This is a genomic window from Flavobacterium sp. PLA-DH12 (assembly GCF_059511845.1).
In genome coordinates this window covers 19,686-32,231 of the sequence record NZ_JCAMPD010000006.1, presented here as the reverse complement: position 1 = coordinate 32,231, position 12,546 = coordinate 19,686, and the positions used below count along the sequence as shown (strand labels likewise).

Here is a 12,546-nt window from a genome sequence, read left to right as displayed (position 1 = left end):
TTTGCTTCTCGCCAGTTTCTCTGCACAATATTGTCATTTCGACGTAAGGAGAAATCTTCGCAAGTAGCTCTACAAAGATTAGCGATTTTGATTGCGGAGCTACTCGCGAAGATTTCTCGTTCCTCGAAATGACAAAACTAGAAGGAAACAGAATGATTGTGTGCACGAGCGGGACGCTCGCGTTAGCGGAGGATATTATTAGCTTAGTTGTTTGCCATCGGGTTATAATAATCGATATCTGCGTATCTTTATATATCTTAAAATGAAATAAAATATAAAACTTATTATAAGATAAAAAGATGCTTTAAAATAAATTCCTAAATAAAAAGAAATAAATTTATCACGATAATATTCTGAAGGAGCATCTCTCAAGAAAAAGTCATTGGTTAAACTACTTTTGTAAAGTGGTTGTTTATTTAAATTTAAATCAAGATACTCTTCTTTGTCTGCTATTAGTCTTATTTTAGAATTATTACTCAATAATCTTCCTTCGACAACAAAATGTCCTATTCCGTTATCTGCTCCTGTATCTTGAGTGCCACTTTCTATAAATAAAAAATCATCAGTCATGTATAATTTTTTATTCTTAAAGCTTTTTATGTTTTCATATTCTGCAAAATATCTATCAGAATAAATGTCTACGACTGTTAGAATTAAAGAGGCCATTACATTAAAAATAACAGCGATAACAATAATCATTTGTAAGATGCTTTTCATTTTTTGTTAATGGTTAAGTATTCTTTCTACTAGAATATTTGATTAAGTTTTAATCTGTAATATTGGAGCAGTCTACAAATCCTTAATCAATTCACTTGGATGAATTTTTAAAGCTTGTGCAATTTTAAACAAAGTGCTTACTTTCATTTCTTGCGAGCCTTTAATGTATTTTCTTAGACTTTCAACATCCATTTCTGCATCATGAGCAACCTCTCGTCGCTTGAATTTCTTTTCTTCAATTATATCTTTAATCTTGATTCCTAGGTCTTTTACAACTTCTGGAATTTCACTTTTTCTTTCTCTTTTCATAGAAATGAAATTACAAGTAATCGATTGTTTTTAAGTGAATGTAAAAAAGGGGTTGTATGTTACTGATTTTTTGTATATTTGTTTAAAATTGTAAATTAAATCTTATATATAAATGGAAGCGCAAAATAGAGAAAGAGCCGAAGAATTGTTAGAATTAATAAATAAAGGAAGATATTTCACCAAACTAAAACCAGTGCCAAAAGAAACCAACTCGTTTACCATACTGCTAAAAGTATCTTCTTATAACGAAGTAAATCTAATGGTTTCAGATTTGCTAAAAGCAAGTATTATTTTGCTTAATCCTGATGCAAACGGTTTGTCGAGTTTTACAAAAGACAATAATGTCAATGTAATGACTTTGCTTGAAATTGCCTTGCAGTTATTACCAGAAGATGAAATGGAGTTGTTGGATGATTTGTGTAGGTTTTAATTTTATTGAGTATCAAAAAAACGCAAAAGTCAGGAAAGACACTTTGCGTTTTTCTAGAATGCTTTGTTGAGTATATATTTTAAATTATTTTTAAATCAAAAGCTATTGGTCCTTTATAATTAAAACCAATATAAAAGGATACTCTTGTACCTCGTTTTAAATTTCCTAATTTATAATTTTGTTGAAATTTGTAAAAATAAATTGTATCTGAAATTAAATCTCTTTTTATATATCCATAACTGAGCTCCTCGGAATTTATTGCTCCAAAGAATTTTTCCTTTTGTCCATTTTTATATATTACACCTGATATATAGTTTTTGATCTCAGGAGAAACATTAGCTTTTGCTAGACTTAAAAAGCAATCTTTATAGTCCATATTATTTAAAAGAAATAATGAGCGTGCATAATATAATTGTGCTTGAAATCTGCTATCGCCTTTAGTGAAAGATCTTTTTAAATAATAACTGATATCAGAATAAGAGGGGTTGTCACTTTTGTCGAGAAGCATTGCATAACGAAAATTTAAATCTTTTTCGCTTGGATTTAATTCAAGAGCCTGCTTTACAACTTCAACAGCCTGACTATTTTCACCTTCTTTATCATAAAAATTAGATAGTCTTAAAGCAATATAAGGGCTTGATTTATTTGCATTAAAAGCTTTTTCTAATAATTGTTTAGCAGCTGTATTTTTTTCGAGAATTTCATTGAAAGAGGATTCGATCTCTAAAATAAAAGGATCATTGGATAAAAATTGCTTTGCAATTGAAAATGCTTTTTCTGTATCTTTTAAAGCCCTTTCTATTGCAGGAACATCATTAATATCAAGTATCTTTTTTAGTTTTAAAATATTTGCCTTAAGTATAGTATGGTAGGGATGTGAATTAGTAGGTTTTGCTTTAATTATTCGATTACAGATGTCGATGACTTTTCCAATATGTGAAAAAAATTCAGGAGCAAGAGCAGTATTTTCTGCTTTTCTTAAAAGAAGCTCGGCATAAGTGTGCAAAATTAGTGGATCATCCTCTGATAAATCATTAGCTTCTTTTAGGTGTTTTTCAGCACTTATCATACTTCCTCCCGAACTAACCATTTCAAAAATAGCTTGTTGTTGAAATAATTTAGGATCATCTTTACTAACTGTTTCCGCTAAGACATAAAGTCTTCTGATCATTTGAGGATCTGGAAATATTTCAATTAACTTTCGAGCATTAACAACTTCTAAGAATGCTTTTCTATCACTTTGATAATCGATATTTAGATTATTTATAATACGTACATATTCATCAAATCTATCTTGTGGACTTAAAAGTACTTTTTCAAAGATAATTTCTGCAATCATTCTATTTCTAGTAAGATATACATAATCGTTTATTGTGTAGTCTCTTTTGTCGAACACTATATGTTCTAGTGGTTTAAATAGTTCATTTTTGAATTCTTCAAAAGGGATGTTATGAACACGAGATATAAATCCTGCACGTGCATAAGTTCCAATTTTGTGAAATATTGAAATTGTTAAATAGAGTGACTGTGCTTTAATGTTGTTAATTGAGTTATACTCATCAAATATTATTTCTTCAAATGGTTTTCCATTTGTAGCTTCATATAATGCAACTAATAGTTCTCTTCCTGCCTTTTTTGAAAATGCTTGAATTCTTTCCTCATGACTACTATTTTTTAAATTGTAAAGCGCTTGATGTCTGTCAAGTAAATTTACTAAGTCATTGATTTCTTTATCTGATAAATATTGTATTTGATATGATTGTGACAGGTAAGTTGAAAGATCATTGCATTCAGTATTCCAAACATTCAATCTTTCAGATCCAATAATAGTAAGTTTAATTTTTTCTTTTTTTGCTTTCTTTAAAATGTAAATAACATCATCTTCCAGAGCAGCAATATTGTCAATGAACAAGTATATTCTTTCATTTACATATTTATTTAATTCATATATGTCTTGGAAACTTAAAGTGTCACTCTTTAAAAATATACAAAATTTTTCAAGTATTGTTGCACCATCATATGCTAGCCTTTTAAGTAAAACACTTTTACCACTTCCTGCATTTCCTTTAATTAAATATAAATACTGGTCTTCATCATCAACGTCATTTTTTGAGAAAATTTCAAATAAAAGGCCATCTTTAATATCTCTTTGAATATCAAGATTTTTTAAAATTGGATCCCAATTTGTGAAATTTCCTTTATAAAATTCTTTTGGATCCATATTAGGAGCACTTATTGACAGATGGACATAATCAATTTTATGTTCGATAAATTCTAAAAAATGCTCAGTTGGAGATAAATCTTGTATAGAAGAAACAAATTTATCATAAATAGGTAAGTCATTTGCAACTCTAATTTCTGATAATATCCTTGTTTTTATGTCAATAGCATTATTTATTTTTTCGATAAACTCTGCAAAAGTCATTTTTAGACAAGATATTTTTTTTCCTTCCCAAAATCTTTCTTCAGGTTCGTTAACATTTGGTCTGACAATATAGGATCGAACTCGACTTGAATGGTTTTCGTCAAGTTTATTCAGAATTGACCGAATGTCTGAATCTTGCATTGCAAAGCCAACAAATATGAAAGTGTAATTAATCATTAATTCTTGTAATTCCCGAAAAAGATTCTCACGTTTGCTTTCGTAATTAGCAAATTGATCTAGTGTCAAAATTAACGGAGCTTGATTATCTGCTATATCATTAATGCATCCATGTAGTTTATAGTAAGGTAGGATATCATCAGAAGTGAAAACTTGTGTTCTCGGTGTATTTTTTGAAATTGGTTTGAGAACTTGTAAGGGTTTCTTGCATTGTTGATATGAAGATTCAATAATAGAATCGTAATTTGTTGTAAAAATAGCTTTCCATTTAAATTCTGGAATTTTTAAATGATGAGGTAACGGTTTAAATTCTGAAATTACTTGTGCAACATATAATTGTACATCATATAAAGAACTTTCAGAAATGCTTAGCATTGAGGTATATGCTAAATCACCTGTAATGTCTCCTAAAAATTTTTTAGACAATAATACTGATAACTCTGAAGCCAAAGGCATAGTATCGTTTTTTTGATTTTTTGTTCCAAAACTGGCACCTGCACCTAAAAAAAGTACAGTATTTCCAAGTTTTATTTGTTCAATTAAATGATGAGGAATATCCATATTACAATTTTTAATGTTTCAAACATAATTACTTGTGACTTAATTTCTTTACGGAAAACCATAAATGAAAAAGCTAAATTTATGATTATTGCTTCTCATGCAAGTATCTTGTAAAGTAAATTGATAAAAACAAACATCGTATAAAATTTAAATCCTTAACTGCGTAAAAACCCCTGTTTTTCAAAAACAAAAAAGCATCAAATTCCTACTCAAATTCCCCAAAAAATGAACACTAGAATTTTCGATAAAAATTTTGTAATTTTGCCGTCCAATAAAAGGAATTAGAAAATGTTAGATAGACTTCAATATGTAAAGCAGCGTTTCGATGAGATTTCGGATTTGATTATTCAGCCGGATGTTATTTCTGATCAAAAACGTTATAAGCAGCTTAACCAAGAATATAAAGGTATTAAAGCGCTTGTTGAAAAGAGAGAAGAGTACATCATAATTTTGGCAAACATCGACGAAGCAAACGAAATTATTGCTGACGGAAGTGATGCTGAAATGGTGGAAATGGCCAAAATGCAATTGGATGAAGCAAAAGAACGTCTGCCAGAATTGGAGGAGGAAATCAAATTTATGCTTATTCCAAAAGATCCTGAAGACGCGAAAAACGTAATGGTGGAGATCCGCGCTGGAACGGGTGGGGACGAAGCGAGTATTTTTGCAGGAGACTTGTTTAGAATGTACACAAAATATTGCGAATCTATGGGATGGAGATCATCTGTTGTAGATATGAATGAGGGTACTTCTGGAGGTTTCAAAGAGGTTATTTTTGAGGTTACCGGAGAAGATGTATACGGAACTTTGAAGTTTGAAGCGGGTGTTCACCGTGTACAGCGTGTTCCGCAGACAGAAACTCAAGGACGTGTGCATACATCGGCTGCAACGGTTATGGTTTTGCCAGAAGCTGAGGAGTTTGATGTTCAGGTAGATATGAACGATGTTCGTGTAGATTTCTTCTGTTCGTCTGGACCTGGAGGACAATCGGTAAATACAACAAAATCGGCTGTACGTTTAACGCACATTCCAACAGGATTGGTGGCGCAATGTCAGGATGAGAAATCGCAGCACAAGAATAAAGATAAAGCTTTGATGGTATTACGTTCTCGTTTGTACGAAATGGAATTGGCCAAAAAGCAGGAAGAAGATGCTAAAAAACGTAGTTCTCAGGTTAGTTCTGGAGACCGTTCGGCAAAAATCCGTACGTATAACTATGCGCAAGGTCGTGTAACCGATCACCGTATTGGTTTAACGCTTTACGATTTAGGAAATATCATGAATGGTGATATTCAGAAAATCGTTTCTGAGCTTCAGTTAGTTAATAATATGGAGAAATTGAAGGAAGCTTCAGAAGTTTACTAACGTAAACTTTTTAGGTGCTGAGATTCTAAGATGCTAAGGTTCTAAGGTTTTCTCTTTGAACATAGTTTTTTGAGTTGCTAAGCTACTGAGATAGTAAGGTTCTAAGTTTTCTTCTTTGAACATAAAATATATTTAAGCCGAACTTTGTTCGGCTTTTTTTGTGGAAAAAAGCTTAGAACCTTAGTATCTCAGCAACTTAGCACCTAAGAAAAAATAAAGACCAATACTACAACAATAATCGTACGAAGTAAGATTAATAATACCGATTCTAAAACTTAGAACCTTAGCATCTTAGTAGCTTAGCACCTTAGAAAAAAATCTATTTTTTTTAATTTTTTTCCCTCATATTTGCTGTGCTAAAAACAACCAACTAACATTAATTTATGAAGAAAACTTTACTCTTATTTTGCTTCTTTGGAAGCTTTTTTTATGCGCGGTCGCAATCGTATTTCGGATTCAGGGATGATAATTATGCTGGAATTCAGAGTGCTATATTTAATCCGTCTAATATTGTCGAATCGAAGTATCGCGCCGATGTGACGCTTTTCTCGGCAAGCGGAACGGGACAAAATGATTTGTACGGAATTAATATAATGGATGCACTAGACGGTGATTATGATTTGGCAACCGATGCGAGTAAAAATTTCAAATCGAACAACAGAGGAAATTTTAATGTCGATATTCTTGGACCTTCTTTTATGATGAATATCACGCCTTTGCATAGCGTGGCGCTTTTTACGCGTGTGCGAAGCGTTTCGAATCTCGTTGGCATAAACGGACAGCTTATTGATGAGGTGAACAAAGATATGGATGCTTCAAATAGTTTTTTAATCACAGGTGGGAATCCGAATAGTGTTACCAATTCTTGGGCGGAGATAGGAGCGAGTTATGCAACAGTTCTGTTAGATCAAGATGATCATTTTGTAAAAGGCGGAATTACTTTAAAATACTTAATGGCTGGAGTAAACGGCTATATTAACGGAAGTGATTTGAGTGTAGCGTTCAATAAAAACAATGCAAATCCTGCTGCGAGCGAATATCTTTCGACAGGAACGATTAGAACTGCCGCAAGTTACGATTATGCAAACGGTGATGATCCGAAGTTTGATGCCGCTTCGGCTGGAGTAGGTGTCGATTTAGGTTTTACATACGAATACCGCACCAACTGCCATACGTGCGAAGGAAACCGTTATAAGTTTAAAGCAGCGGCTTCTGTAACCGATATTGGAAAAGTGAATTATAAAAACATAATCGAAAATACTTATAATATTACGGGAAAAGTGACGCAACAAGATATTGACGATGCAGATGATATTTTTGATTTTTTCGACTCGAATTATACTAAAATTTCATCTAAGAAAGGAGTTAAAGCAAATCTTCCAACGGCTTTGCACACCAATTTTGACTGGAACATCGATCAGCGTTTTTATTTGAATCTAAGTGGTGATTTCAGTCTTGTAGATGCCAAAAAAATAAACGGAACTGCAATTGCCAATTCGGTTACTTTTACGCCTAGATACGAAACGAGACAATTCAGTTTCTACGTTCCTGTAACGTACATGCAATACAGTGGAACAACAATCGGAGCAGGTTTTAGAGCGGGCCCAATTTTTATTGGCTCAGGAACTCTTTTCTCTAGTCTCTTCTCGAACAATACAAAAGGCTGTAATATTTATGCCGGTCTCAAAATACCGATTTATCAAGATTATAGATAAAGGTTCTGAGGTTCTGAGATACTAAGGTTCTAAGGTTTTGTGTCTTTTAGTTTAGTATAACAAAAAACAGCATCACAAAGTGATGCTGTTTTTTCTTTTTTTCTTTAATACCAAGTCAAGGTAAAAAGATTCGCAGAATCTTAAAAAAAACTTAGAACCTTAGTATCTCAGAACCTTAGCAACTTCAAAAAAAAGCTATATCCCTAAAAATACTCTCGTATATTCAAAACATTTATATAGATTCGAGTAAACGTATACACCATTTTTTATTACTATTTCGCTAAACTTTTCCATAATAATTAAATTAAGTTAGACAAATTACTCTCTAGACGGTTCGTATTGTGATGATTCTTCTGCATCTTCAGAAGATTCATTATGAGGTTTCGAAACCAGATTGGTTACAATAAGCTGAACGACAGAACCCAGGATTCCTTTGAACATCGAATCGCCTTTTCCGACAATAAATCTTTTTGCCAGATAACCAATTCCGATACTAATTGCCGACTGAGCGATATGACTTTTAAAACCAACAGTTTCGTTAATTTCCTCCACTGTATTTCTAATTAGATTAATAGGTTTTAAATTGTTTTTAATCTCTTCGATTTCGTCTTTTATGTCGCACCATTCTTTATCTTGGCGAACTTCTAATTCCTCAATTCTTTGATTTAACTGATCAATATTGTAAATGGCTTCCATAGTCTTTTATGTTTATTAATAATTAAATCAGTTTTTTGTTTCTTTTAGAATACTGGAGATAATCGTATTTCCAATTGGTGTTTTTATCAATTTATGATGTGATTTTACCACAATAATTACGACGATTAAATAGAATAGCGCCATGATAAAAAAGCCATAATAATACTCTCCGAGTTCTTTACCAATCCATAAACTAATTCCGATATTTAGGAACAAGGTAAAAAATGCAACAACAATACCAATCGCTATCTTAGATGCCAACGATGATACACCATCGGCAACAGAACACACTGTTTTTAGTTTAAGTAATTCTAAACTTGTTTTAGCATAGTTCTCTGCTTTCTCATAAAGATTTAAATTCTCGTTTGTTGTTGCATTTGGTTCCATGATATAAGGTTTTATGGTTTGAAAATTTCACTAATTAATACTTGCGATTAATAGTTTGATTTTACTGTTTTAACATCGTCTTTTAGCGTGTTGTAATCTTCTTTAACTTGGTTAAGTTTAGATTTTCCTTCTTCGATGATTTCTTTACCGTTTGAAGTAATTGTGTTTACAATGCCATCAAATTTTGTTTTTAGATTATCACCATAATCTTTTGATTTATCTTTGATTTTTTTTCTTGTGTTCGATCCTTTGTCTGGTGCAAATAAAACACCTATGAATGCTCCCGCCGCTGCGGCTCCTAAAATTCCTAAAATTGTGCTACTAGTTTTCATAATAATTAATTTAATGGATTAATATTTAATAATTTGTTGATTTAATAAATTGTGATTTTTAAACTTCTCGACCTTTAATAAGTCGAAGCAATACGGCAATAATGGCAATTACCAACAGAATATGGATAATACTTCCGAAACTGTAAACAAAGAACCCTAAGGCCCAAAGTATCACCAGAATCACTGCGATTGTATATAATAAATTTGACATGGTTTTTTATTTTAGCGGTTAATAATCAATTCTCGTTTAGTTTAACTTATAAGAAAGGTATAATGTAAGGTTGCTGTTTTTTGCGTCAGGAAATGTGTATGTAGTTCCTGCAACCGTTCTTTCTTTACCCACAGTCGTTAAACCATAATTGTAACGCAGTCCGATGCTAATTGGGTTAAAATCAACTCCAACACCTGCAGAAAGACCAGCGTCAAATTTGTTTAGATCATCTGTGTCAATATCTTGGTCAAAATCAACAGTACCGTTTCCGCTTACTTTAGAACTTACTAGATAAGAAGCATAACCACCGGCGTGAATGTTAAAGTTTTTTGTAACATTAACTCGCACTAAAAGTGGAAGCTCGATATAATTAAGTCTAAATTTTGCATCCCCATTTGCAAAAGCGTTGTTGTATTCTAATTTTGCCCCTTTTGTGGTAAACAAAAGCTCTGGCTGAATGGCTACAAAATCTGAAATAGGAAGTGTAGCATAAACCCCAGCGTTGAAACCGTATAAGACATTGTTGTCATCTACATTGTCTCCGCTACCGTAAAGGTTAGACATATTGAATCCTCCTTTTACACCGTATTCGGTATTTACATTATTGTCCTGAGCGTGCAGCATTCCAAATGAAGCTGATAAAAAAAGTGTTAAGGCGCATAAAAAATTGGCTTGTAATTTCATAGTAAAAAATTTAGTTAATAGATAGATAATAGGCGTTTATACATTTTGTCTTTTTATTCGTTCAGTCTCTCGTAAGAGTCTGTATTGTTGTGGCAAAAAGCGAAGAACCAGTTCGAGAATTTCTTTGTCGTTTGTTTCTCTAGAAATTGCTTCGAGTAACTCAATTTGGTTGCAGATCGCATCTGTCATGCCATTTAAATAAATGCTGTTAAAATCATAGCCGTTGGCATCAATGAGGTTGTACAGGTCTCGTTTGTGCGTGGCATTTATTTCAGTAATGACAATGAGCTTCGATGTGGCCATTTTGGTTATCGCTTCCAGTAATTGACTCTCTTGAACTTCTATTCTTTTGCTTAATTCCTGAACAATTACATCTGAACTTTTTTGTTGTGCAATTTGACTTTTTGAAATAATAGACTTACTCACATTCGCCGTAGATATAAAAAAGAAAACCTCTGTTTCTTCTCTGTCATTTTTTGCAAAAGCTTGGTTCTTCAAAGTATTTTCGATCGGATTAATTTTTCTGCAAGAGGTGATGCATAGAATTAAAAGGAATGAAAAAAGAACTCTAAAAATTGAAGCTTTTAAGAGGGGAATTGCTTTCATTATTACTTCCTAAAGTATTACATTACAAAGATGCTAACGAATGAAAGATTTTACTTTACAGCATAAAAAAGAAACGTTATATAATTCCCATAATGGATTTATATAACGCTTTTTATGTGTTTTTTTAATGAAGTTTAATCGGGCAGAAACACCGTAAATACTGAACCTTTTCCTAAAGTGCTATCGGCAATTATGTGGCCTTTGTGGTTTTCTACAATCTTCTTGCAGATCGCTAATCCGATTCCGGTTCCAGGATAATCTGTTTTAGAATGAAGACGCTGAAAGAGAATAAAAATGGTTTCTTTAAACTGAGGATCAAATCCCATTCCGTTATCTGTAAAAGTGATTTTATGAAACTTCTTTATAGACTGTTCTAGTATTTCTGGATATTCTGAAGAACTTACTTTTTCGCTTGAAATAGAAATCTGAGGTTCAGTATCGGGCTGGCTGTATTTTAATGAATTTCCAATTAAATTGATAAACAGCTGTTCGATCTGATACGGAATCACAGAAAGCTTCGGAAGTTTTCCAATTCGCTGAATAACGGCTTTCTTTTCTTCGATAATTTCTGCCAATTCAGATTCAGCATTGTCTAGAAGTTCATTAAGATTCATTTTAATGAATTCCTTTTTGGTAGTATTGGTTCTAGAAAACAAAAGAAGGTCGTCTATTAAAACACGCATTCTTTTTGCCGAACTTTCTATTTTGGTGATGTAATTTTTTCCGCTTTCAGACATGACTTCTTTATCGGCGCTGGAAACTCTCGAAATAAAAGTCTGTATTTTTCTAAGCGGTTCTTGCAAATCGTGACTTGCCACGTGGTTGAAAGAAGCGAGTTCTTTATTGCTTTTCTCCAGTTCTTTATTTCGTTCCTGAAGTTCGATATTCAAAAGATGCTCGTCTGTAATGTCAAAATTAATTCCAAGCAAGATTTTACTTCCCTGCTGATCCGTAACCAATTTTCCTGTTGTTTTAAAATAACGGACTTCAAAATCTGGACGTACAATTTTATAATACACAAACGGAAGATGTTTTTTTTCTATAATTCCGTCAATTGCTTTTGCAACAGATTCTTTATCGTCTGGGTGAACATATTTTATAAGTGTAGCTTTGTTTGGCGCAAAAGATCTCGGTTCGAGACCTAATAATCGGAATTGGTTGTCTGAAAAATCAATTTTATCAGAATCTAAATCCCATTGCCAAGTGCTGAATTTACCAATATTTTCAGATTCAGAAATTAAACCTGTCGAAATTAAAAGTTTTTTATTGAATACTTTCAAGCGTTCAAAATCACGGCTAATTTGACGATATGCCAATAAAATAAAACTCAAAGCCACAAGAAATAAAGAAATAGAAAAAAGTGGACTCAAAGAAATTTCCGAATCGTAAATTTTTAGCCTTTTCTTTAGAAAGTCTTTTTCAATGTCATTCATTTCATCCACCTTAAAACGGATATTTTCCATTAAAATACGGCCGCCAAACATATGATTGTCCAGCTTTCTTTTGTCGTATGTTTTAGGGTCACTGTATTTTAGACAGTTTTCAAAAGAAACAAAACGCTGGGTAATGAGTTTGAAAAGTTTCTGGAGATTATCCTGCTGTTTCGGATTATCGGCTGTGAGCTTTTTTAAAGTGATAAACGAAGTATTTACCTTGTCTCGGGAATAAATATACGGAGTTAAAAAACGGGCATTGCGCGTAATGATATACCCGCGCTGGCCCGTTTCTGCATCTTTTATAGCCGACATTAAGCGTTCGAGCTGAATGTTGATTTCGTAAGTATGCATAACCAGTTTACTCGATTCATTCAAGTCTTGGTTATGTTTGTAAGCAATTGAAGAAAGGAATAACAGAATGAAAACTGCGATTACAAAAATAACTCTCAAAGAGTTTGAAGAATTAAAATTTGGTATCCACTTCATTATTGGAAT

At 32.5% G+C, this 12,546-nt stretch carries 13 protein-coding genes; 3 read left to right on the top strand and 10 right to left on the bottom strand.

Annotated elements, in window-relative coordinates; translation table 11 throughout:
- Positions 1 to 222: 222 nt before the first annotated feature.
- Positions 223 to 717 (bottom strand): hypothetical protein, encoded by a 495-nt coding sequence (locus AC5ZCW_RS13050; protein ID WP_496120271.1) that lies wholly within the window; start codon positions 715 to 717, stop codon positions 223 to 225.
- A 72-nt stretch (positions 718 to 789) separates the two neighbouring features.
- On the bottom strand, positions 790 to 1,026 hold the full coding sequence (locus AC5ZCW_RS13045; RefSeq protein ID WP_111283324.1) for a helix-turn-helix domain-containing protein: 237 nt from the start codon (positions 1,024 to 1,026) through the stop codon (positions 790 to 792).
- Between the two features lie 112 nt (positions 1,027 to 1,138).
- Here AC5ZCW_RS13045 and AC5ZCW_RS13040 point away from each other — a divergent pair, with 112 nt between their 5' ends.
- A complete protein-coding gene (locus tag AC5ZCW_RS13040) occupies positions 1,139 to 1,456 on the top strand; it encodes a hypothetical protein (RefSeq protein ID WP_496120269.1) in 318 nt (105 codons plus the stop codon).
- Positions 1,457 to 1,535: 79 nt separating this feature from the next.
- On the opposite strand, the gene AC5ZCW_RS13035 is transcribed toward AC5ZCW_RS13040, so the two are convergent.
- Positions 1,536 to 4,619 carry an SIR2 family protein gene (locus AC5ZCW_RS13035; protein WP_496120267.1) on the bottom strand — a complete coding sequence of 1,028 codons (3,084 nt, stop codon included), beginning with the start codon at positions 4,617 to 4,619 and terminating at the stop codon, positions 1,536 to 1,538.
- A gap of 288 nt (positions 4,620 to 4,907) precedes the next feature.
- On the opposite strand from AC5ZCW_RS13035, the gene prfA reads away from it, so the two are divergent.
- Together prfA and AC5ZCW_RS13025 are read left to right on the top strand one after the other, a co-directional pair.
- Complete coding sequence (gene prfA, locus AC5ZCW_RS13030; protein ID WP_111365195.1) at positions 4,908 to 5,984, top strand: peptide chain release factor 1; 1,077 nt, start codon at positions 4,908 to 4,910, stop codon at positions 5,982 to 5,984.
- Positions 5,985 to 6,367: 383 nt separating this feature from the next.
- The gene (locus tag AC5ZCW_RS13025; RefSeq protein WP_496120265.1) at positions 6,368 to 7,699 is read left to right on the top strand and encodes a DUF5723 family protein; all 1,332 of its coding nucleotides are present in this window, start codon (positions 6,368 to 6,370) and stop codon (positions 7,697 to 7,699) included.
- Between the two features lie 318 nt (positions 7,700 to 8,017).
- Here AC5ZCW_RS13025 and AC5ZCW_RS13020 read toward each other — a convergent pair whose 3' ends face one another.
- The 7 genes from AC5ZCW_RS13020 to AC5ZCW_RS12990 form a co-directional block, all read right to left on the bottom strand.
- The gene (locus tag AC5ZCW_RS13020) at positions 8,018 to 8,395 is read right to left on the bottom strand and encodes a hypothetical protein (protein ID WP_496120264.1); all 378 of its coding nucleotides are present in this window, start codon (positions 8,393 to 8,395) and stop codon (positions 8,018 to 8,020) included.
- A 27-nt stretch (positions 8,396 to 8,422) separates the two neighbouring features.
- Positions 8,423 to 8,782 carry a hypothetical protein gene (locus AC5ZCW_RS13015; RefSeq protein WP_281631846.1) on the bottom strand — a complete coding sequence of 120 codons (360 nt, stop codon included), beginning with the start codon at positions 8,780 to 8,782 and terminating at the stop codon, positions 8,423 to 8,425.
- 47 nt (positions 8,783 to 8,829) lie between these two features.
- Positions 8,830 to 9,114 carry a YtxH domain-containing protein gene (locus tag AC5ZCW_RS13010; RefSeq protein WP_198856936.1) on the bottom strand — a complete coding sequence of 95 codons (285 nt, stop codon included), beginning with the start codon at positions 9,112 to 9,114 and terminating at the stop codon, positions 8,830 to 8,832.
- 58 nt (positions 9,115 to 9,172) lie between these two features.
- Positions 9,173 to 9,325 carry a lmo0937 family membrane protein gene (locus AC5ZCW_RS13005; RefSeq protein ID WP_111365189.1) on the bottom strand — a complete coding sequence of 51 codons (153 nt, stop codon included), beginning with the start codon at positions 9,323 to 9,325 and terminating at the stop codon, positions 9,173 to 9,175.
- 36 nt (positions 9,326 to 9,361) lie between these two features.
- Positions 9,362 to 10,009, bottom strand: coding sequence for a porin family protein (locus tag AC5ZCW_RS13000; RefSeq protein WP_496120261.1), 648 nt, complete (start codon positions 10,007 to 10,009; stop codon positions 9,362 to 9,364).
- Between the two features lie 36 nt (positions 10,010 to 10,045).
- Complete coding sequence (locus AC5ZCW_RS12995; protein WP_343542259.1) at positions 10,046 to 10,507, bottom strand: DUF4142 domain-containing protein; 462 nt, start codon at positions 10,505 to 10,507, stop codon at positions 10,046 to 10,048.
- A 242-nt stretch (positions 10,508 to 10,749) separates the two neighbouring features.
- On the bottom strand, positions 10,750 to 12,537 hold the full coding sequence (locus AC5ZCW_RS12990) for a CHASE3 domain-containing protein (protein WP_281631850.1): 1,788 nt from the start codon (positions 12,535 to 12,537) through the stop codon (positions 10,750 to 10,752).
- Positions 12,538 to 12,546: the final 9 nt, after the last annotated feature.

Excerpts from the sequence above, each read along its gene's own strand:
- AC5ZCW_RS13020 (WP_496120264.1), bottom strand. The coding sequence starts at position 8,395 with ATGGAAGCCATTTACAATATTGATCAGTTAAATCAAAGAATTGAGGAA.
- AC5ZCW_RS13045 (WP_111283324.1), bottom strand. The coding sequence starts at position 1,026 with ATGAAAAGAGAAAGAAAAAGTGAAATTCCAGAAGTTGTAAAAGACCTA.
- AC5ZCW_RS12990 (WP_281631850.1), bottom strand. The coding sequence starts at position 12,537 with ATGAAGTGGATACCAAATTTTAATTCTTCAAACTCTTTGAGAGTTATT.
- prfA (WP_111365195.1), top strand. The coding sequence starts at position 4,908 with ATGTTAGATAGACTTCAATATGTAAAGCAGCGTTTCGATGAGATTTCG.
- AC5ZCW_RS13015 (WP_281631846.1), bottom strand. The coding sequence starts at position 8,782 with ATGGAACCAAATGCAACAACAAACGAGAATTTAAATCTTTATGAGAAA.
- AC5ZCW_RS13025 (WP_496120265.1), top strand. The coding sequence starts at position 6,368 with ATGAAGAAAACTTTACTCTTATTTTGCTTCTTTGGAAGCTTTTTTTAT.
- AC5ZCW_RS13000 (WP_496120261.1), bottom strand. The coding sequence starts at position 10,009 with ATGAAATTACAAGCCAATTTTTTATGCGCCTTAACACTTTTTTTATCA.
- AC5ZCW_RS13040 (WP_496120269.1), top strand. The coding sequence starts at position 1,139 with ATGGAAGCGCAAAATAGAGAAAGAGCCGAAGAATTGTTAGAATTAATA.
- AC5ZCW_RS13035 (WP_496120267.1), bottom strand. The coding sequence starts at position 4,619 with ATGGATATTCCTCATCATTTAATTGAACAAATAAAACTTGGAAATACT.
- AC5ZCW_RS13050 (WP_496120271.1), bottom strand. The coding sequence starts at position 717 with ATGAAAAGCATCTTACAAATGATTATTGTTATCGCTGTTATTTTTAAT.
- AC5ZCW_RS13010 (WP_198856936.1), bottom strand. The coding sequence starts at position 9,114 with ATGAAAACTAGTAGCACAATTTTAGGAATTTTAGGAGCCGCAGCGGCG.
- AC5ZCW_RS13005 (WP_111365189.1), bottom strand. The coding sequence starts at position 9,325 with ATGTCAAATTTATTATATACAATCGCAGTGATTCTGGTGATACTTTGG.